Raw genomic sequence first — 20770 nt, forward strand, 5'->3', positions numbered from 1 at the left:
CCGCCAGCGGCGGTACGTGACGCAATTAACTACAGCGCTTTGATAAAATCCTGTCAACCCTTTCACGTGACGTGAGGCAAACTGTCGGACACTCACGGTGGTCGTCGTGAGCCTCAGTGTGCCGGCGGCGGCTGGAGGCGCCGAGCTCCGGCGGAGTAGGTCTCAGCCAGGACCAGGCAGGCGGCTCCGGTCGCGGCGTCGCGTGCTCCCAGAGGGGAGGAGATGGCGTGGATCGGGCGGTGCTCACCGTAGAAGACCCGTTGGGACAAGGGCAGGTTGAGCAGGGGCTCCATCTGCTTCTGCATGACCGGCCAGCGTGGGCCGCCGATGACCAGGGTGTCGAGCTCGAGCAGCTCGGAGAGCACGGTCGTGACGCGGACGATGACGTCCGCGGCCTGGGATAGGACGTGCTGGGCAACGGCTTCGCCTTGCTCAGCGAGTTCGAGCAACCGGGCGAAGATCGCGCGCTTCCCTTCCGGGCTAGGGTCGAGGAGGTCTCCGGGTAGGTGAAGCCCGAGCGTGCGTGCATGCTCGATCATCTCCTTCTCGCCGAGGCTGACGCCAAGGCAGCCGCGCTGGCCGCAGGGGCAGGGCAATCCGCAGGAGCTGCCGGACAGGTGGCCAGCCTCGCCGGCGTTGCCGCTGCGGCCGCGCCACACCTGCCCGTCAAGGACGGCGGTGAGTGCGACTCCGGCCCCGATGTACAGGAACATGAAGCTGTCGGAACCGGTGCCCGGCGTGGTGGGCCGGCGCCACAGGTGGGCCTGGGCGGCAGCGTTGACGTCCTTGTCCAGCAAGGTCGGCGAGCGCGTGAGGTGGGCGAGCCGCGACCTGAGGGGGAAGTCCTGCCAGGAGGGCAGCAGGGGTGGGCGCGTCATGCGCCCGTCCTCGATGGGGCCGGGGGTCGCGATGCCGATTCCCAGCATCCGTTCCCGAGGCTGGTTGGTACGGGCGATCGCCTTCTCGGTCTGTGCGGCGATCTCGGTCAGGGACCGGGAGGGGTTGTCCGGAAAGGGAAGAGGCTGGTAGTGCTCGTACAGAAGGTTCCCGCGCAGGTCGACGGCGACGACCTCGAGTGCCGAGGGGTCGACGTGCACGCCGACGGCGAAGCGTCCGTGCGGGTTGAGCTGGATGGTCGTGCCAGGACGTCCGCGTCCCTCTGGGGCCACGGTCCCGGTCTCCAGGACGAGGTCGTGCTTGAGCAGGTACCGCACCACATTGGAGACCGTCTGTGGTGACAGGTGGGTGAGGCGCACGATATCGGCACGGGTGAGGCTCTCAGCGTGGCGGATCGTGTCCAGAACCAGTGAGCGATTGACCTCCGCCTGACGGGGAGGGCTGTGGGGTTCCCTGGTCATCTTCCTGGCTGCTCCTGGTTACGGGGAGCGATGCGGTGCATCCTCACACCTTGGTGTGGGTCCTATTGTGCCCTGTCTGTCTGAGGTCGAGATCATGCATGGCTGAGTTACTGTTCAGCATGAAGGCGTCGTGTCGGCGACCCCGCGAGCAATGCGAAGTCGAGGAGGACTCATGGGACTGGGATGGTTTGGCGCGCCGGAGCACAACCGCTGGCTGGCTGAGGAGACGCACGCGCTGCTGCGCTACGGGCGCGCTGCGTGCGTGCCGGCAGGATTCGGCTGGATCGGTTCTGACGGCACGCTCGACACGAGCCACCCGGTCGAGCTGTGGATCACTGGTCGCATGACCTTTGCCTTCTCACTCGGTGCCCTCATGGGCGTTCCCGGGTGCCGTCGCTACGCCGACCACGGTGTACGGGCCCTGTCCAAGGTCCTGCGGGACTACGAGCACGGCGGGTGGCACTCGGCCGTACGTCACGAGCTGGACGAGGACGGGCACGGCGTGCCCGTGGACGCGAACCAGCGTAAGGAGTGCTACCAGAACGCCTTCGTCATGCTCGCGGCGGCGACTGCGACCGCGGCTGACCGCCCGGGTGCCCAGGAGCTGCTGCGCGACGCGATGGCGATGCAGGACAAGCGCTGGTGGGACGAGGCCTACCACATGCCGATCGAGTCCTTCGCCGCTGACTTCACTGACCCCGAGCGCTACCGCGGCATCAACGCCGCGATGCACACCGTTGAGGCCTACCTGGCGGCTGCTGACGTGAGCGGCGACGTCAAGTGGCTCAACCGCGCCGTCCAGATCATCGACTTCGCCGTCAACCGTCAGGCGCGCGCTAACGACTGGCGACTGCCTGAGCACTATGACGCCTCGTGGCAGCCGGTGCTGGACTACAACAAGGAGCAGCCGGCTCACCCCTTCCGCCCCTACGGCGTGACGCCTGGCCACGGCCTGGAGTGGTCACGCCTGACTGTCCAGGCCCGCTCGGCACTAATCAACCGCTCGCTGCCGGTGCCCGAGTGGATGCTCGACGCCGCCGAGGAGCTCTTCGAGAGGGCTCGCGTGGACGGCTGGCGCGTGGACGGTGGCCCCGGGTTCGTCTACACCACGGACTTCACCGGTGAGCCGGTGGTGCACGAGCGCATGCACTGGGTCGTGTGCGAGGGCGTGAGCGCGGCTGCGGCGATCCGTCGGGCCCTGCTCGACGACGGGCGCGGTGAGATCGAGGTCGAGCACTACGAGCACTGCTACCGCTCCTGGATTGACTACGCCGAGCAGTACCTCATCGAGGCGCCGGGTGTGTGGACCCACGAGCTGGACCAGTCCAACCAGCCCTCGACCCGTACCTGGGAGGGCCATCCGGACATCTACCACGCGCTGCAGATGACGCTCATGTCCCGTCTGCCTGTGTGGCCGGCGATGGGTCAGGCTCTGGCTGAGGGACGCCTGGACGACCCGGCGACCACCATCCCGGTCAGTGCCCAGAGCGGCCGTCGTCGCGGGCTGTTCAGCAGGGGCTGACGAATGTCTACGGTGGCGGCCTGATTAGCAGGTCCGGCCGCCACCGTCGCCCGTCAGCGGTGGCGGCCTGCGCCGTCGTCCTAGTGCCTTGAGGGCTTCCTGCGTGCCTGTTCGTGGCGGCTGGATCGGCGATGGTAGTGTCGGCACCGGCCTGTCAGGGCCGATGGAGAGATGACAGAGCGGCCGAATGTGGCGGTCTTGAAAACCGCTGTACGCCTGGCGTACCGGGGGTTCGAATCCCCCTCTCTCCGCGAGAACCGAAGGGGTGGCGTCATCTCCGCGAGAGCCTGGGGCTGACGCCGCCCCTTCCGCCTGTCCGGAGGTTCCCGTTCTATTGATCGCCGTTCTCGGCGTGGTCGTCTGTCTCGCCATGCTGGCCGACGCCGTCGACACTGTCCTCGCCATCATCTCGCCCGAGGCGGCGGAGAAGGTGAGTGAGGAAGGGCTGTGCCTCGTGACGGCCCTCCGCCGGGCTGTGGCCTGGTGGGCTGGAGGAAGATCACGCCGGGTGAGGGCAAGGCGCTTTGCTGCTGCCTGACGATCTGGGGTAACCTCATGCTGCCTACCAGGCCTTGGAGATGTCGCATAGTGGCCTAGTGCGCCTTCCTGCTAAGAAGGTTGGGGATAAAACCCCTCGGGAGTTCGAATCTCCCCATCTCCGCCGAGGAATCCGCAGGATTCCAACGATCCGGCATTAATGTCGGACTCCGTTGCTACAGGGGAGGGGCAGCCGCTCCTCTGTAGCAAGGAGAACGCCGTGGCCATCACTCCTAAGCCCCGCCGCCTGAAGAGCGGGCAGGTCGTCTGGGACGTTCAGTTCAGGCCCGTTACCTTGTTGGTGGTCGCGGGCCTCATCCCGCGACCACCAACAAGGTAACGGGCAGCCACAGCAAGGTCCGCATCGGTACCACGCTGCTCATCGTCCCGCGACACAAGGAGATCAACGAGATGACTGCCCGGGCCGTCATCCGTAAGGCGGAGGAGAACCAGTGACCACCATCCAGGCCACCGCCACACGCTCCGGCTCCTGGTGGGCCGTCGAGGTCCCCGTCGCAGGAACCACCCAGTACACCCAGGGACGCACCCTCACTGAGGCCCTGGACATGGCGCGCGGCGTCGTCGCCATCATGGCCGAGGAAGAGGGCGACCCCGCCCTGGCCGACGCCACCGTCGAGCTGCAGGTGGCCGGGCCGCTGCGCGAGGTGGCCGACACCGCCCGCACCGCCCAGGACGTCGCCGAGGCGGCCCGCGTCAGAGCCCGAACCACCCAGGCTCGCGCCGTGACGGACCTGCTTGCCCAGGGGCTGACCATGCAGGACGTGGCCACCCTGATGGGCATCACCAAGGGGCGCGTCTCCCAGATCGCGAAGGCGGCCTGGCTCCTCCCGCCCCCTTGAGGAAACCGTGACCGAATGGCTGCAGTAGACCCCTTTTCGGGGTGCCGTTTGGCGTGATTCTGCGGTTTTACTGGCCTAGTGTGCCTTCCTGCTAAGAAGGTTGGGGATAAAACCCCTCGGGAGTTCGATTCCCCCCATCACCGCCGACAATCCTCGGAATCTCCCGGATTCCGAGGATTTTTGCATCCCGTTGCGGGATGGCGGGACTGGGTGGGGATCGGTTCCCGGTAGCGATGGTCGGGCTGTGTGGGGACGTGCTCGCTCCTGTCACGATTGACACCAATCTTCTCTGGCCTCTCGGCCGGCTTGGCTGACCTCGCTGGGGATCGTTGGAACGAAGGCGTTTCTCAGGACCGTGATGGCGCTCGGAGAACGCGGCGGAAAAATTGGTGTCAATCGTGACAGTCCCGTGCTGTGCCACACTCCGGGCTGGGTTGTGCCGATCCTCACGGGCTGAGGATTTGGCCTCGTGAGGGAGGCTGAGTATCGTTTCTGCCTGTCGGAAACGACATGCGCCAGTAGCTCAACGGATAGAGCATCTGACTACGGATCAGAAGGTTGGGGGTTCGAATCCCTTCTGGCGCACCAAAGCCCCGCCCTCGGCTACCACAGTCGGGCGCGGGGCTTTTTCCATTCCCGGCAGCGCCGGAGCCCACTCATCGCCCGCTGCAGGCTGGGTCAGCGCCCACGGCGTCGTGCCAAGCGCTAGAGCCACCGCGTCCAAGTCCTCTAGCTGCCACTGCTGTGCTCCCCTCCAACGGTGAGAGAGGGAGGAGTCGGCATGCCTAGTCGAAATATGTCCATCAGTGTCATATCCCTGAGAGGTGGGTGATTGACGGCGTGTATGTGGGTGGTGAAGGCGTGCTTGTATCGAGGGGGCGTACCTGAGGACGCTCTCAGGTACGCCTTCACAACACACGCACGCCGCGATGACATGGATACACGCCGCCAATGCAGACAGGCCGGTCCAGCCTGCTGGCTAGACTCCCCTGGTGAAGTTTCTTAACGGCCTCCGGCCGACCTTCGACCTGACCTACGACGACGTCTTCATGGTCCCCTCGCGCTCCAGCGTCGGATCACGTACCGGCGTGGACCTGACGACGGACGACGCCACGGGCACCACGATCCCGCTGGTCGTGGCCAACATGACCGCCGTCGCTGGCAAGCGCATGGCTGAGACCGTCGCCCGCCGTGGCGGACTGACGATCATCCCCCAGGACATCCCTGTTGACGTCGTCGTTGACACTGTTGCCCAGGTCAAGGCCGCCCACCTCGTCTACGACACCCCGGTCACCGTCAAGCCGCACCACACCTGCGGCTACGCACTGGGCCTCATCCCCAAGCGCTCTCACGGTGCGGCGGTCGTCGTCGACCCGGTCACCAACCGCCCTGTCGGCATGGTGGACCTCAACGACGTCTCCGGAGTGGACCGCTTCACGCAGGTTCGTGAGGTCATGGCCACCGAGCTGCTGACCCTGCCGGCAGGGATCGACTCACGTGAGGCCTTTGACCGTCTGCGCGTCGCCCGCCGCAAGCTGGCCCCGGTCGTCGGAGCCGACGGCGAGCTCGTCGGCCTCCTCACGCGCTCAGGTGCTGTGCGCTCGACCATCTACGCCCCTGCCGTCGATGACTCCGGGCGCCTGCGCGTCGGCGCGGCGATCGGCATGAACGGCGACCCGGCGGGCAAGGCGGCTGAGCTCGTCGCGGCAGGTGTGGACGTCATCGTCGTCGACACCGCCCACGGGCACCAGGACCGCATGATGGACGCCGTCGCCGCCGTCCGCTCGGCGCTGCCGACCGGTTTCCCGATCGCTGCCGGCAACGTCGTCTCAGCGGATGGCGTGCGTGACCTGGTTGAGGCCGGCGCCTCGATCGTCAAGGTCGGCGTGGGCCCGGGCGCCATGTGCACCACCCGTATGCAGACCGGCGTCGGCCGACCACAGTTCTCCGCCGTCCTGGAGTGCTCGCAGGCTGCCGCTGCCCTGGGTGCGCACGTGTGGGCCGACGGCGGGGTCCGCCACCCCCGCGACGTCGCCCTGGCCCTGGCCGCCGGTGCCTCCAACGTCATGATTGGCTCCTGGTTCGCAGGCACCTACGAGTCTCCCGGGGACATCCAGCACGACGCCGATGGCCGCGCCTACAAGGAGTCCTTCGGCATGGCCTCCAAGCGGGCCGTCACCACGCGTACCGAGGGGGAGGACCCCTTTGACCGCGCCCGCAAGGCCCTGTTTGAGGAGGGCATCTCCGCCGGCCGCATGTACCTTGATCCCCAGCGCCCGGGGGTGGAGGACCTCATCGACAACATCATCGCCGGCGTGCGGTCCTCCTTCACCTATGCGGGGGCCGGCTCGATCGCTGAGTTCCGTGAGCGGGCCGTCGTCGGGCTGCAGTCGGCCTCCGGCTACCGCGAGGGAGCGCCGGTTCCGGTCAGCTGGTGAGCTCGGCCCGTCAGGCCTTCGAGACCGCCGCTCCTCAGCCGCGTGCGCTGGCCTCGAAGGCCTGACGCAGGTCCTCCACCAGGTCCGAGGGGTCCTCGATCCCCACGCTCAGCCGCAGCAGGCGGTCTGTCAGGCCGTAGCGTGCGCGGGTGGCGGGAGGGACGTCGGCGTGGGTCTGCACGCTCGGACAGGTGACCAGCGACTCCACCCCGCCCAGCGACTCGGCGAAGGTGAAGACCTGGACCGCCCCCAGGAAGGCGGCGATGTCCACGTCCTCGGCGAGGTCGAAGGACACCATGCCTGAGTGCCCCGGGTAGAGCACACGGGTGACGTGCGGTGACTTCTCCAGGAAGGCCACGACCTCCTTGGCGTTGGCCTCGTGCCGTGCCATGCGCAGGGACAGGGTCTTCAGCCCGCGCAGCAGCAGGAAGGAGTCGAAGGGTCCTAGCGTGGCGCCTGTGGTGTTGAGCCGGTACTGCAGGCGCTCACCGAGCGCCGGGTCGGCCACGGAGACCACACCAGCCATGACGTCGTTGTGCCCGCCGAGGTACTTGGTGGCGGAGTAGATCGCCACGTCCGCGCCCTCGTCCAGCGGGCGCAGGACAGCAGGGGTGTAGAAGGTGTTGTCGACGGCGAGCAGGGCCCCGGCCTCGTGGGCGAGCCGGGCGGTAGCGGCGACGTCGTAGCACTCCATCATCGGGTTGGTGGGGGTCTCGATGAGGACCAGGGAGGCTGGGCGGCTCAGCGCCTCGGCCAGCTCCGCCTGCCCGTAGACGAAGTCGACCTCGTAGGCGCCGGCTTCTGCCAGGACCTGGAGGTAGCGGAAGGTCCCGCCGTACAGGTCCTCCAGCGCCACGACGCGTGACCCGAAGGGTGCCAGGGTCTCGACCGCCAGCTGGACGGCGGCCATGCCCGAGGAGGTGACGAAGCTGGCCGCTGCGCCGTCGAGCCGGGCCAGCGCGTCCTGGAGGACGTCGCGGGTGGGCGAGGCGGTCCGCGTGTAGTCGTAGCCCGTGGACTGGCGCAGTCCTGGGTGGCCGAAGGCGGTGGACAGGTGGATCGGGGTCGTGATGGCGCCGGTGGCCGGGTCGGTGCCGGTGCCGACGTGCGCGAGTACGGTGTCCAGGCCCCAGGCCGAGGTGTCCGGGCCCGTCGAGGTGGAGGGGTGGTGGTGGATGGGAACGGCGCGCGTGGCGGAGCGGTCGTCGTAGGCGGGGTTGGAGTCCTCAGGGCGGATGGTCATAGCACGTGCTCTCTTCGTGTCAGGTGGGTGGACGACGGCGGTGCCCGGCGGTGTCCGTGACAGTCGGGCGGGGTGGGGGTCAGGCGGCGCGGGCAGGGGCGAGCGCCTCGGCCCGGGCGCGGTGGGACTGACGGGCGAGCAGGGCGGTGACGCCGGCCTCCAGGCGGTCCAGGGCCTGGTCGAGCGTGGCCCGCGGGCAGGCGATGTTGATGCGGGTAAAGCCTTCGCCTCCTGCGCCGAAGATCGCCCCGTCGTCCAGCCACAGCCCCGCCTCCTCCAGCATGACCTCGTCGAGCTCGCTGGGCTCCAGGCCGGCGAGGTCCAGCAGCCCGTGGCAGTCCAGCCACAGCAGGTAGGTGCCCTCGCAGGGAGCGACGCTGACTCCCGGCACGGCTGCGAGACGCTCAGCCACGTGGTCGCGGGCCGCGGCGAGGTGGCCGCGCAGCTCGTCGAGCCAGGCGTCCCCGCTCTCGTAGGCGGCCTGGCAGGCGGTCAGTCCCAGGGCGTTGGGCTGGGAGTAGCCCACGGCGGCCAGCTCGGCGCGGAAGGCCTTGCGCAGCCGCTCGCTGGGAATGAGGATGTTGGCCACCTGCAGCCCTGCGAGGTTGAAGGACTTCGACGGCGAGGTGCAGGCGATCGTGCGGGCGGCCGCGTCCGGGGACAGCGAGGCGAAGGGGGTAGTCCGGTGCCCGGGAAGGGCGAGGTCGGCGTGGATCTCGTCAGAGACCACCGTGAGGTCGTAGCGCCTGGCGATCTCGGCCAGGTCCTCCAGCTCGGTCCTGCTCCACACCCGCCCCACGGGGTTGTGCGGGTTGCATAGCAGCAGCACCTTGGCGCCGCTGGTGCGCAGCGTGCGCTCCAGGGCCTGCATGTCGCGGCGGTAGGAACCGTCGTCACCGCGTACCAGCGGGGCCGGGGCGACGACTCGACCGTTGTCCTCGATGACCTCCCTGAACGGGTAGTACACGGGCTCCTCGATGACGACGGCGTCGCCGGGAGCGGTCAGAGCCCGTACCGCCAGGGCCAGGGCCGGGACGACGCCGGGGGTGACGACGTTCCACGACGCCTCGACCTGCCAGTCGTAGCGGCGCGCGAACCATGAGGTCACAGCGGCGTCATAGGCGGCGTCGGTCTCGGTGTAACCGAAGATCCCGTGACGCACCCGCCACAGCAGGGCACTGGTGATGCCCGGGGCCACCTGGTGGTCCATGTCTGCTACCCATAGGGGGAGCACTCCGGCAGGACGGCCGCGTTCGGCGGCAAAGTCCCACTTGAGGCTGGAGGTGCCGGTGCGGTCGTGGACGAGGTCGAACTGAGAGAAGGAGGAGCCGGGAAGCGTGGTGCCGATCGGACAGTAGGGGTCGACGACGCTTCCGAGGTCAGAGAAGTCAGTGAGGGCAGGCATGTGCGTAGGTCCTGGGAGTCGGGCAGGCCGGTGGGGCCTGCCTGTCTGCCCGCGAGCGGATACGGGTAGGCGGCGGCGTAGTGGGCCGACGACCCGGCACGTGGGCGGACGGGGTCACGGTGGTCGGTGAACGCGGGCGGTTGGATGGCGGTCCCGCGGAGCCTGCCGGGCTCGACTCAACCCGGCGCTCTAGCCGTTATTCCTGCGACAGCGACGGCTGGCGCTGTCAGCGCATGCACATTCGACGCATCACCAGGGCGCGCACCGGGGCGGTACGGGGCGTGGGCGTCGAAGCGGTCATGGACGCAGGGTAGGTCTGCCACGTAGCCCCCTGTCAAGGTGGGCTCATCTGGCGGTATGCCGGTGATAGTGATGGGACGCTTGCTTCCCTGGCAGCTCGGGTGAGGTGATATCACGGGGGTCGGCACAGCGCACAGCGTTGCTTCCCTTGCTTCCCTTGCTTCCCTTGCCTGCCTGGGTGGCGTGGCCGTAAACTTACGCTCATGTGTGTGACACGCGTTCTCTTTAAGTGACTGGCGCTCCGGCTAGGCCGGAGCCTTGACGTCCACCGCTGGCAGCCGATGGTGGCTGGCCTGGTGGCGCGTCCCCATGAGGTCCCCACGGCTGCTGAGCCTGACTCGCGCCGTCCCCTAAGAGACGATTGTGACCAACGCCCATGAACACTGCTGCTGCGCGTCCTGACGCCTGCGCACCCACCTCTGCCTCCGCCACCTCCACTGCCTCTACCAAGGCGGTCCCCATCGCCTGGGCGCCACGACGCTGGCCTGCCTTCCTCACCATCACCCCGGCCCCGCGCACGCCCCTGAGCGACAGCCCGGGGCGCTACCTCGCTCACGTGCTGTGCGACGCCTGGCTGCCGCTGCTGGTCGGGGCGGTGCTGACGGCCCTGACCTATCTCTCCTCAGGTCTCATCCCCACGGTCCTGGGACGGGTCGTCGACCACGGCCTGTCTGACGGCTTGTCCTCACGCCTGGTGCCAGGCCTCATTGCGCTCGCGGCGCTGGGGGTGGCCGGCGGGCTCGTGGGAGGCGTGACCGAGATCTTCGCCTTCGGCTCGTGGACCAGCGGCTGGCAGCCCTCCGTCCGCGGCGTCGGGTACCGGCTGGGCCTGCGCTCGCGGGCGGTGACCCGCGAGGTGTCCTCCGGCGACGTCGTGTCCACCGCGACCTCGGACGCGGACTCCATCGGCGCCCTCATGTACTTCATCGTGACTGTGGTGGGCTCCGTCATCTCCACAGTGGTGGTTGCTGTCCTCATGCTGCGGATGGACACCGGTCTGGGGCTGCTGGTGCTGCTCGGGCTGCCGGTGGTCCTGCTGGGCGTGGGCACGCTGCTCAAGCCTCTGAACAGGCGCATGTCCGTCCAGCGTGAGGAGCAGGGGCGGCTGACCACGGTGACGGCTGACGTCGTCGCCGGCCTGCGTGTGCTGCGCGGTATCGGGGGCGAGGACGTCTACGCCGCCCGTTACGCCGAGCAGTCGGCCAAGGTGCGTGCTGCGGGGATCAAGGTCGCCTCCACCCAGGCCATGCTCGCCGCGATCCGCGCCGGCGCCCCGATGATCCTGACCGCCCTCGTCGTCGGTGCCAGCGCCACCGCGGCGCTGGAGGGGCGGATCACGGCCGGTGAGTTCGTCACCTTCTACGGCTACACGACCTTCCTCATCTGGCCGCTCGGGGCGCTGGCTGACCTCATGCAGTTCATGACCCGCGCGTGGGTGGGCGCGAAGAAGGTGGCGCGCGTGGCCGCCGTCGAGCCTCTGGTCACTGATGACGCCGTCGACCCGACCGCGGTCCTGGACCCCACCGGCGACCTGGTGGACGAGGCCAGTGGGGTGCGCCTGTCCGGGGGCCGCATGACGGCCCTGGTGTGCGCGCGTCCGGCGGTCAGCGCGGCCCTGGCTGAGCGGCTCGGGCGGCCCGACGACCATGCGGCAGTCACCCTGACGGGTACCGACCTGCGCCGCCTGCCGGTTGCGCAGGTGCGCCGCGCCGTCGTCGTGTCCGGGGCCCATGCTGAGGCCTTCGCCGGCCCGCTGGCCGGGGAGGTCCTGGGCGAGCAGGTGGAGCTGGCTCCCCAGCGCGGGCTGGTGGAGCTCATGACCCTGCACGCCGGCAGGGACCGCCCTGACGCCACTCGCGCGGACGTCCCCCTGACGACGACGCAGGTGGAGTCTGCCCGCCGCGCTCTGGAGGTCGCCGTGGCTGGCGACGTCCTGGACTCGCTGGGAGGGCTGGAAGGACAGCTGACCGAGAAGGCTCGCAACCTCTCCGGAGGCCAGCGCCAGCGCCTGGCACTGGCCCGCGCCGTGGCTCGGCAGGCGCCTGTGCTCGTGCTGGTCGAGCCCACCAGCGCCCTGGACTCCCACACCGAGGACCTGGTGGCCCAGAGGCTGCGGGAGGCCCGCGCCGGGCTGACGACCGTCGTCGTCACCTCCTCGCCCCTGCTGCTCAGCCGCTGTGACGAGGTGGTCCTGCTGGAGGCGGTCGACGCCGCAGCCGGCGAGCCCGTGCGGGTGGGCGAGCGGGCGCGCGGCACCCACCACGAGCTGAGCAGCCTGCCTGCCTATGCCGACGTCGTCGAGAGAGGAGCCGGTGCATGAGCGCCATGCGTCTCCCCGTCGCGGACGGGCGCACCGTCCGCCGTCGTTTCCTCTCCCTGCTGGGCGAGCACAAGCGTGCCTTCGCCGTGGTCACCATCGCTCAGCTCGCCGCCGCGATGGCGAGCGTGGGCATCCCCAAGGTGCTCGGTCTCATGGTGGACGCCGTGCGGGCCGACGCCGGGGCGCAGCACCTGCGCACGCTCATCGCCGTCGTGGTGGTCCTGGCCGTGGTCAACGCCGTGCTGACCGGGGTCGGGGAGTACCTCGCCCGGATCCTGGGGGAGAAGATCTTCGCCGAGCTGCGTGAGCGTCTGGTGGGGGCCGCGATGCACCTGCCGCTGAGCGTGGTGGAGTCCGCGGGCACAGGTGACCTGCTGGGACGCACGAGCCACGACCTGGAGAACATCCGCTTCGTGGTCCAGCGCGGCGTCTCCCAGATCCTCGTCATCGTGCTGACGATCCTCAGCGTGGTTGTCGCGGCCCTGCTGGCCTCGCCGCTGCTGGGCGTGTGCATGCTCGCCTCGGCGGTGATCGCGGTTCCGCTGGCGCGCTGGTACCTGCGCCACGTGGTCCCCGGCTACCAGACGATGAACGCCCTGTGGGCGGAGGTCGACGGCGTCATCGCCGAGACCGCCGACCAGGCTGAGACCGTGGATGCCCAGTACCTGGGGCAGCGTCGCAACCGCGTCCTGGACCGGGCGCTGAGGGAGGCGTGGCAGACCGAGCAGTACACGATGTGGCTACGCGTCGTGCTCATCACGGGCCTGGGGGTCGCCGTCATGCTGCCGCTGCTGGCGGTCCTGGCCTGGGGGGCCTGGCTGCTGGGCCACGGCGTGGTGACGCTTGGTGCCGTCACCACGGTGGCGCTCTACTCCGTCCAGGTGCGCGGCCCCGTCCACGAGATCACCTTCTGGCTGGACACCGTCCAGTCGGCCTCGGCGGCGCTGGCGCGCATCGTCGGGGTGGAGCTGGTCGAGCCCGACCGTGAGGCCACGAGCGACGTGGTGGTCCCCGAGCCGCCGCGCGTGTGCGGGGTCTCCTACGCCTACCGCGCCGGTCACGACGTCCTGCACGACGTCGACCTGGAGATCGTTCCGGGTGAGCGTCTGGTGGTCGTCGGCCCGTCGGGCTCAGGCAAGTCCACGCTGGGGCGCATGCTCGCCGGGATCCACCCGCCCACCCGGGGACGGGTCACGGTGGGCTCAGACGGTCCCGACGATCAGGGCACGGACCTGACGGCGCTGACGGAGCAGGCCCTGCACCGTGAGGTCGCCCTGGTGACCCAGGAGCACCACGTCTTCGCCTGCAGCCTCGCGGACAACCTGCGCATCGCCCGCGCGGACGCCACGGACGTCGAGATCGCTCGCGCGCTCGACGTCGTGGGGGCGAGCGCGTGGGTCGAGGGACTGAGCGACGGCCTGGACACCCTGGTGGGCAACGGCGGGGTGGTCCTCGACCCTGGCCAGGCCCAGCAGGTCGCGCTGGCTCGGATCGTGCTCATGGACCCGGCCACGCTCGTCCTGGACGAGGCGACGAGCCTGCTGGACCCGACCTCGGCGCGCTCTGCCGAGCGCGCGCTGGACGCCGTGCTCGCCGGACGCACCGTCATCGCGATCGCCCACCGCCTGGACACGGCTGCTGCCGCGGACCGGGTCGCCGTCGTCATCGACGGCCGGATCGTCGAGCTCGGTCCCCACGAGGAGCTGGTGGCCGCCGGAGGGGAGTACACCCGGCTGTGGGAGGCGTGGACAAGCGCCTAGCCCCTTCTCCTCCAGCTCGCTCCTCGGGGCACGTGCAGGACGTCGGGGCCGTATGAGACTGCGTCTCTCATACGGCCCCGGCGTCGTCATGCCTGGGGAGCCGCGCTCCTGGCCCAGCGGCTACGCGGCCGTGGGAGCCAGGGCGTTGTCCACTGGCAGGGGCTTGTGACCTCGGCGCAGCTTGGCACCCACCAGCGTGACCGCGACGGCGATCACGGTCCAGATGAGCAGGACCCCCAGGGTCTGCAGGTGGATCCCGTCCAGGCCGCCGCCGGCGATGAGGCGGCGGAAGGACAGCTGGGTGTAGCTCATGGGCAGGAGCGGGTGGATCCACTGGAAGAAGCGCGGGGCCGTCTCGATCGGGAAGGTCGCGCCCATCGAGGTGATCTGCAGGCTCAGCAGCACGATGGAGACGAAGCGTCCACGGAAGGCCAGCGAGGCCACGCAGGCCTGGTTGATCGCCATGAAGCACACCGAGGAGGCGATAGCCATGAGGGTCAGCCCCAGCAGGTTGCTCGCGTGCAGCTCGCCGGCGGCGTTGACCACGACCATCATGATGACGGCCTGGGCCAGGGCCAGGAGCAGGGCCGTGGTGGCCGGGCGGATCGCCGAGGCCCACCAGCGCTCGCCGTGGTCGCGCTTGTCCAGCGCGGGCAGCACCAGGAACAGGGCGATCGCGCCGACCCACAGGGCCAGGCTCATGAACATCGGGGTGAAGCCGGCGCCGTTGTTGACCACGGCGTTGTCCCGTACCGTCTCCACCCTTGCCACGTCGGAGGCGACGGCGGCCATGGAGGAGCGCTGCGCGTGCGAGTAGCTCGGGATCTTGCCCACGCCCTCGGCCAGGCCCCGTGAGAGCGTTGCTGCGCCCTCGTCGAGCTGGTCGGCGCCGTCCTTGAGGTCGTGGGCGCCGGTCGCCAGGCGGGTGGCGCCCACGGACAGCGTCTGCGAGCCGGTCTGGGCGGTGCCCAGCCCGTCGGCCAGGGTCTGCGAGCCGGTCTGGGCCGAGGAGGCGCCCGAGGCCAGGCGGGCGACGCCGTCGGCCAGGGTCTGGGCCGAGGTGGCGGCGGTCCCGGTGCCCTGGTCGAGGGTGACCAGGCCTGAGGCCAGGCTCGTGGCGCCGTCGGACAGCGACGCGGAACCGGAGTCGAGCCGGCTGATGCCAGTGGTCAGAGCCGGGACCTTGTCGTTCATGGTGGCCAGGCCTCCGGCGACGTCAGAGGCGCCCTGCCGCAGGGACGCGGAATTGTCCACGAGATGGCCGTCGACCGTGGAGGTCGTGACCTGGCCCAGGCCGCCGGCGACGGCGTTGATGCCACCCAGCAGGGTCTGTGGGCTGGAAGAGTCGCCTGGGACGGTGACGTCGCTCGGGCTGCCGACGGCGGAGCCCAGACGGTCCACGCCCTCGCGCAGGGTGGTGGTGCCCTGGGACAGGGCTGAGGTGGAGGCCGCGAGCCGGGCGGCGCCGTCGGCGGCCTGGCTCACTCCGTCAGAGACCTGCGTGGCGGCTGAGGAGGCCTCGGACATGCCGGCGTTGAGCGCGGCGGACTGGGAGGAGACCTGCTGCAGGGCGACACAGAGCGCGGGGGCCGCGCCGCTGGCCGAGCACTGGGCGGCGAGCTGGTCGACGGCAGCGGTGTAGCCGGCCACGCCCTGCTGGGCGGTGGTGATTCCCGAGGCGAGCCCGGCTGCGCCGTCCTTGAGCGAGACCCCGCTGGCCTGCGGGCTGTTGAGCCCGGCAGACAGCTGAGCGGCTCCGGCGTCGAGGGCGGCCGCGCCACCAGCCAGGGTGGAGGTGTCCGTGGACCCTGCCTCACCGATGCCGGCCTTGAGCTGGGCGATACCGGCAGCCAGTCCGTCGGCGGGGTCGGTGGCCCTGACCTGGAGGGCGGCAGCGCCCGCAGCGACCTGGTCCACTCCCTGGGTGTAGCGGGTGACGCCGTCGGCCAGGGTGCCCGAACCGGTGGAGAGCCGGCCGACGCCGTCGGCCAGGGTCCCGGCGTTGGCGGCCAGGGTCGAGGTGCCCTCGCTCAGGGTCCTGGCACCGTCAGCCAGGGTAGAGGCCCCGGTCCGGGCCGAGGAAGCGCCCGAGGCCAGGCGGGCGACGCCGTCGGCCAGCTGCTGGGAGCCGTCCGCGGCGTCAGTGGCGCCCTGGGACAGGGTGGTCAGACCACTGGCCAGCGTGACGGAGCCGTCAGCGAGCTGCTTGACACCGACCGTCAAGGAGGAAGCGCCGGAGCTGAGCGAGTCGGTGCCGTCAGCGAGCGTCGTGGCGCCGTCGGACAGCGTGGTGGTGCCGTCCGCCAGGGTGGTTGCACCGTCGGAGGCCGTGACCATGCCCTCGCGGATCGTCGAGACGCTGAGCAGGAGGGAGTCGACCACCTCCTCGGAGCCCTGGGAGGAGAGCTGGTTACTCAGCTCGGAGGCGACAGTGAGGGCCATGGTGCCGGCGAGGTAGTTGATGCCATCATCAGTGAGCAGGTGCAGCTCCTGGGTGGCAGCCTTCGAGGGGTCCTCGGTGCCGACCAGGGAGACCTTCTGGGAGAAGTCGGCCGGGATGAACAGGATGGCGCGGATCTTCTCCTCGCCCATCTGGGCGCGGGCCTCGGACTCGCTCATGGAGGTCCAGGTGAAGCCGACGTCCTGGGAGCCGTCGGGCTCGGTGAGGGCCTCCTCCAGGTCGGCGCCGAGGTCGAGGGTCCTTGTCTCACCAGAGGCGAGGGTCGCCGTGTAGGGCGAGTCCTCGTTGACGACGGCAGCACGGATGTCGTCGAGGCGGTTGGTGGGATCCTGGTAGGTGAGCGTGAGGAGTCCCGCGTACAGCAGCGGGATGATGACGACTGCGGCGACAACTACGAGGTTGCCGATGCGCGAGCCGGTGAGCTTCTTCATGGCGGGCCTTCCGTTATCAGTTCCGGAGCGAGACGATACAGGTCTGTATTTACCGAGACAATACAGACCTGTATCGTGTGGGCAAGGAGACAGGATCGGGGTGACAGGGAGGCGCGTGGCTTGGTAGACAGGACCTGCAGTGAGGACGTGGGCGCGAGCACGGAGGGGAAGCGCGTGGCCGCAAAGATAAACGGGGCGAGAAAGGCCGCTGAGCGGCTGTCCGCCCGACGTGCGGCGGTGCGACGTATCGCCGCGGCTGATCCCTCGGACAAGCGTGCCCAGACCCAGGCCCTGCTGCTGGAGGCCGGGAGGGAGCTGTTTACTGACCAGGGCATCGGGGGCACGAGCGTGGGCGACCTGTGCTCGCGCGCCGGTTTCACGCGCGGTGCCTTCTACTCCAACTTCGCTGACATGGACCACTTCGTGAGCCAGGTGGCTGAGCGCGAGTGGGAGCAGATGACCGACTACGTGCGCAAGGCTGTTGACCAGGCGCTGCCGGAGACCGTGCTCCAGGACTCCTCGACGGAGGAAGGTGTGCTCCATGCGCTGGAGGAGCTGGCGGCGCGCATCCTCCGGGCGATGCCGGTCTCGCGCCAGTTCTATCTCCTCCAGAGCGAGATCGTGGCCTACGTCCTGCGCAACGAGGAGCACGCGGCGGCGCTGCGTGGTGGGTATGAGACCTTCAGGTCCTCGCTGCAGGAGATCGTGGTCTCGGGCCTGGCGGCGATCGGGCGCGAGTGCCTGCTTAGCGCTGACGACACCACCGAGCTTCTCTTCGCGGCCGCTGAGCGCTCGATGCGTACCGCGCTCCTGGCTGGCAACGAGGACGATCTCACCGCGCTGCTCGAGCGCAGCCTCCCCGAGCTCCTCATCCACATGAGCCGGCCCCTGGAGGGGTGAGGGGCTGCTCGTGCGCCTTGCTGTCCGGCGGCAGGGACCCTCAAGGGCTCATCGCCTCTGGCGGGTGGCACCGTGGCGTGAAAGAGTGGGCAGCGTCATCCTCATGAGGTGGCTGCTTCCGAGAGGTGGAGCGTCTGGCCACAGCGTGCCCGCGGAGGTGAGCGGGCTCGGCCAGCGGGTAGGAAAGGTGGTCGTCATGACCAGCGCTCATACGCACCACGAGGCGCCGGTGCACCACGAGGTGCCCGGTGAGGGCCAGATGCGCGCCTACTGGGTCGACGAGTCCACCCTGGCGTGGCCGGCCGACCTGCTGCCGCCAGGCGTCTGTGTGGAGGACTGCCTCGGACCGGACGGGGGTCGCCCGGCCTCGCCGCCGCTCAGCTTCGGCCTGGTCGCCTCGTCTGACGGCGGTGCCGGCCTGGTCAACGGGCTGCTCCAACGGGGAGAGCGTGGTAGCGAGGTACCGCTCGGGCTCATCGGCCGGCTGGACGGCCGGCTTGTGTCCGACCACCCCCAGCTGGAGGGGTACCTCGCCCTGACCACCCTGGACGAGTTCGGGGCTCCTCGGTTCACCGACGACGACGTGGCCGTCCTGCTGACCGGCCAGCTCGTGGTCGTCCAGCGCACCTCAGCAGCCGTGGGCGGCTGGGTGACTGCCTGCACCGGGGTGCAGACCTGGCCGGTAGTCGACCGCTTGTGGGGACGGGCCGCCAGCGCTCGTGACGGCAGCGCGCCGCTCGGTGCCACGTTTGCCGATGGCGGCCAGGCCGCTCCCTCGTTCGCCCTGTGGGCCCCCACCGCCCTCGCCGTCGTCCTGCTCGCGTGGCCGTCCCAGGACCCTACTGGTTCGCAGCCGCTGGTCGACGGCGACCCGGTCCGGATCAAGGCAGGGCGCTACCCGGACGGGCGCTGGGAGGTCGGGTCGGCGAGTGCTGAGGCTGCCGGCGTACGTGGAGGCTCCCAGTACCTGTGGGAGGTCACGGTCTACGTCCCGGGTACCGGGAGGATCGAGACCAACGTTGTGACCGACCCCTACTCGCGCGCCCTGACGGTGGACTCGCGGCGCTCGGTCGCGGTCGACCTGGGGCTTGAGGTCCTTGAGCCCAGCGTGTGGCGCTCGAGCCCCAGCCCGGTGGTCGCCGTCGACGCCGCACGGGCGATCTACGAGCTGCACCTGCGGGACTTCTCCGCGGCGGACCCCACGGTGCCTGCCGGCCTGCGGGGTACCTACGAGGCCTTCAGCATCGACTCGGCCGGGACCAGGCACCTGCGCGAGCTGGCCGGTGCGGGGATCGACACCGTGCACCTCCTGCCGGTCTTCGACTTCTCGACCGTGCCCGAGGACCGTCGTCGTCAGCAGGCGCCTGAGGTGCCGGAAGGGGTCTCACCGGCCTCCCGCAGGCCGCAGGCTGCCGTGGCCGCCGTCGCTGACCGTGACGCCTACAACTGGGGCTACGACCCCTTTCACTGGATGGCTCCTGAGGGCTCCTACGCCACTGAGGGGCACCAGGACGGGGGAGCACGCACGGTGCAGGTGCGCGCGATGGTCGGGAACCTGCACAGCATGGGGCTGCAGGTGGTTCTCGACCAGGTCTACAACCACACGGCAGGAAGCGGGCAGGAGCCCACCAGCGTGCTCGACCGTATCGTGCCGGGCTACTACCACCGCCTTGACGCTGCGGGGAAGGTCGAGAGCTCGACCTGCTGCAACAACGTGGCCACCGAGCGGGCGATGGCGGAGCGGCTCATGATCGACGCCTGCGTGTCCTGGGTCCGTGACTACCACGTCGACGGCTTCCGCTTCGACCTCATGGGCTACCACTCCACCTCCACGATGAAGCGCTTGAGACGGGCCCTGGCGCAGGTGGGCAGGGACGCCGTCGGGCACGAGCCCTATCTCTATGGTGAGGGCTGGAACATGGGAGAGGTCGCGGACAACGCCCTGTTCCGGCAGGCGGTCCAGGGTCAGGTCGGTGCTGAGGAAGGCCTGCACGTGGGGACCTTCAACGACCGGGTCCGCGACGCGCTGCACGGAGGCAGCCTCGGGCCGGACCCGCGCGTCGGTCAGGGACTGGGGACCGGCGCCGCCTCGCACCCGACAGGACGGGGTAGCGAGGCAGAGCAGGCCGGCCGCGAGGAGCTGCGCTGGCGTACGGACCTGGTCCGGCTGTCGATGGCAGGGAACCTGCGTGAGACCGAGCTCCTGGGGGCTGACGGGAGATGGAGAAGGGGGGAGGACCTGCGCTACGGCAGCGCCCCGGCCGCCTACGGCGACGAGCCGGTGGACTCCATCGCCTACGTCGAGGCGCACGACGACGAGACCCTCTTCGACCGCCTGGTCTACAAGCTTCCCCCCGATACCTCGATGGAGGACCGGGGACGCCTGAGCACGCTGTGCCTGGCGGCGGTCACACTCGGGCAGTCACCGTGCTTCTGGGCCGCAGGTACCGAGATGCTGCGTAGCAAGTCCCTGGACCGCGACTCCTACAATTCCGGTGACTACTTCAACGCCATCGACTGGTCCGGGCAGGACAACGGCTGGGGACGCGGCCTGCCTCCGGCAGGACGCAACTTCGAGCGCTGGATCATCCAGGCCGAGATGCTCTCTCGTCCCGGCCTGCGGCCCGGTCCTGACGACGTCGCCGCCGCCTATGCCCGCGCCCTGGACCTGCTGAGGCTGCGGCGCTCGACCCCGCTGCTGACCCTGGGCTCGGCCGAGCTGGTCCGAGAGCGAGTGTCCTTCCCTGACTGCGGGCCTGAGGCCCAGGCCGGTGTCATCATCATGGTGGTCGACGACGGTGCGGGCCAAGCGGATATCGACCCCACCCTGGACGGGGTCATGGTGGCGATCAACGCCACCGCGCACGAGGTCACCCAGCGGGTCGAGCCCCTGGTCGGACGGTTCTTCGGTCTCAGCGAGATCCAGGCCAACGGTGCCGACGAGCGCGTACGGGAGACCAGCTTCGACCCGGAGACCGGGGTGCTCACGGTCCCGGCGCTCACGGCCGCGGTCCTGGTGGAACATTAGGCTTGAGGGGATGGCGGGGCCTGGGAGCTGACGTGCTCGGGCGCAAGGGTGGGGCGGCGCTGGGTCCGCAGCATCCCTGCTGGCGTCCTCTCTGACCACCTGTGCCCAGTCCGACCACGGTATTCACGCTCATACGGAGGTCGGCCGGGGCTTACATGGTCGGCGGGGGATTTTGTGGTCGGCCGGCCACCTTTTCGTGTCGGTACC

General features: G+C 69.6%; 12 protein-coding genes and 3 tRNA genes. 11 read left to right on the forward strand and 4 right to left on the reverse strand.

Going from position 1 to position 20770, the window contains the following annotated elements; all coding sequences use genetic code 11:
• Positions 1-113 precede the first annotated feature (113 nt).
• Positions 114-1358 carry an ROK family transcriptional regulator gene (locus HRL51_RS00505; protein WP_172120580.1) on the reverse strand — a complete coding sequence of 415 codons (1245 nt, stop codon included), beginning with the start codon at positions 1356-1358 and terminating at the stop codon, positions 114-116.
• A 172-nt stretch (positions 1359-1530) separates the two neighbouring features.
• Between HRL51_RS00505 and HRL51_RS00510 the strand changes: the two genes are divergently transcribed.
• From HRL51_RS00510 to HRL51_RS00540, 7 genes are all read left to right on the forward strand, one after another.
• Positions 1531-2880 (forward strand): AGE family epimerase/isomerase, encoded by a 1350-nt coding sequence (locus HRL51_RS00510; protein ID WP_172120579.1) that lies wholly within the window; start codon positions 1531-1533, stop codon positions 2878-2880.
• Positions 2881-3045: 165 nt separating this feature from the next.
• Positions 3046-3131, forward strand: a tRNA-Ser gene (locus tag HRL51_RS00515).
• A gap of 83 nt (positions 3132-3214) precedes the next feature.
• Complete coding sequence (locus HRL51_RS00520) at positions 3215-3418, forward strand: hypothetical protein (protein WP_172192729.1); 204 nt, start codon at positions 3215-3217, stop codon at positions 3416-3418.
• 36 nt (positions 3419-3454) lie between these two features.
• Positions 3455-3541: transfer RNA gene (locus HRL51_RS00525), tRNA-Ser, on the forward strand.
• Positions 3542-3869: 328 nt separating this feature from the next.
• A complete protein-coding gene (locus HRL51_RS00530; RefSeq protein WP_172192865.1) occupies positions 3870-4277 on the forward strand; it encodes a helix-turn-helix domain-containing protein in 408 nt (135 codons plus the stop codon).
• Positions 4278-4789: 512 nt separating this feature from the next.
• Positions 4790-4865: transfer RNA gene (locus HRL51_RS00535), tRNA-Arg, on the forward strand.
• Between the two features lie 404 nt (positions 4866-5269).
• Positions 5270-6715, forward strand: coding sequence for a GuaB1 family IMP dehydrogenase-related protein (locus HRL51_RS00540; protein ID WP_172192863.1), 1446 nt, complete (start codon positions 5270-5272; stop codon positions 6713-6715).
• 34 nt (positions 6716-6749) lie between these two features.
• On the opposite strand, the gene HRL51_RS00545 is transcribed toward HRL51_RS00540, so the two are convergent.
• Positions 6750-7958: a PLP-dependent transferase gene (locus HRL51_RS00545; RefSeq protein ID WP_172120576.1), complete on the reverse strand. Its 1209-nt coding sequence runs from the start codon at positions 7956-7958 to the stop codon at positions 6750-6752.
• Positions 7959-8037: 79 nt separating this feature from the next.
• Positions 8038-9363: a MalY/PatB family protein gene (locus HRL51_RS00550; protein ID WP_172192861.1), complete on the reverse strand. Its 1326-nt coding sequence runs from the start codon at positions 9361-9363 to the stop codon at positions 8038-8040.
• 676 nt (positions 9364-10039) lie between these two features.
• Here HRL51_RS00550 and HRL51_RS00555 point away from each other — a divergent pair.
• Positions 10040-11983, forward strand: a complete 1944-nt coding sequence (locus tag HRL51_RS00555) for an ABC transporter transmembrane domain-containing protein (protein WP_194256528.1) — start codon at positions 10040-10042, stop codon at positions 11981-11983.
• Positions 11984-11988: 5 nt separating this feature from the next.
• Positions 11989-13743: an ABC transporter ATP-binding protein gene (locus tag HRL51_RS00560; protein ID WP_172192927.1), complete on the forward strand. Its 1755-nt coding sequence runs from the start codon at positions 11989-11991 to the stop codon at positions 13741-13743.
• Between the two features lie 120 nt (positions 13744-13863).
• Here HRL51_RS00560 and HRL51_RS00565 read toward each other — a convergent pair whose 3' ends face one another.
• Positions 13864-16635, reverse strand: a complete 2772-nt coding sequence (locus tag HRL51_RS00565; protein ID WP_172192859.1) for a YhgE/Pip domain-containing protein — start codon at positions 16633-16635, stop codon at positions 13864-13866.
• A 174-nt stretch (positions 16636-16809) separates the two neighbouring features.
• Between HRL51_RS00565 and HRL51_RS00570 the strand changes: the two genes are divergently transcribed.
• Both HRL51_RS00570 and pulA read left to right on the forward strand, forming a co-directional pair.
• Positions 16810-17535 carry a TetR/AcrR family transcriptional regulator gene (locus tag HRL51_RS00570; protein ID WP_172120573.1) on the forward strand — a complete coding sequence of 242 codons (726 nt, stop codon included), beginning with the start codon at positions 16810-16812 and terminating at the stop codon, positions 17533-17535.
• A 196-nt stretch (positions 17536-17731) separates the two neighbouring features.
• A complete protein-coding gene (gene pulA, locus HRL51_RS00575; protein ID WP_172192857.1) occupies positions 17732-20563 on the forward strand; it encodes a pullulanase-type alpha-1,6-glucosidase in 2832 nt (943 codons plus the stop codon).
• Positions 20564-20770: the final 207 nt, after the last annotated feature.

The organism is Actinomyces faecalis (genome assembly GCF_013184985.2).
In the GTDB taxonomy this organism is placed as follows: Bacteria; Actinomycetota; Actinomycetes; order Actinomycetales; family Actinomycetaceae; genus Actinomyces; species Actinomyces faecalis.

Coding starts and splice junctions, on each gene's coding strand:
- HRL51_RS00550 (WP_172192861.1), bottom strand. CDS start 9,363: ATGCCTGCCCTCACTGACTTCTCTGACCTCGGAAGCGTCGTCGACCCC.
- HRL51_RS00510 (WP_172120579.1), top strand. CDS start 1,531: ATGGGACTGGGATGGTTTGGCGCGCCGGAGCACAACCGCTGGCTGGCT.
- pulA (WP_172192857.1), top strand. CDS start 17,732: ATGACCAGCGCTCATACGCACCACGAGGCGCCGGTGCACCACGAGGTG.
- HRL51_RS00555 (WP_194256528.1), top strand. CDS start 10,040: ATGAACACTGCTGCTGCGCGTCCTGACGCCTGCGCACCCACCTCTGCC.
- HRL51_RS00505 (WP_172120580.1), bottom strand. CDS start 1,358: ATGACCAGGGAACCCCACAGCCCTCCCCGTCAGGCGGAGGTCAATCGC.
- HRL51_RS00545 (WP_172120576.1), bottom strand. CDS start 7,958: ATGACCATCCGCCCTGAGGACTCCAACCCCGCCTACGACGACCGCTCC.
- HRL51_RS00560 (WP_172192927.1), top strand. CDS start 11,989: ATGCGTCTCCCCGTCGCGGACGGGCGCACCGTCCGCCGTCGTTTCCTC.
- HRL51_RS00565 (WP_172192859.1), bottom strand. CDS start 16,635: ATGAAGAAGCTCACCGGCTCGCGCATCGGCAACCTCGTAGTTGTCGCC.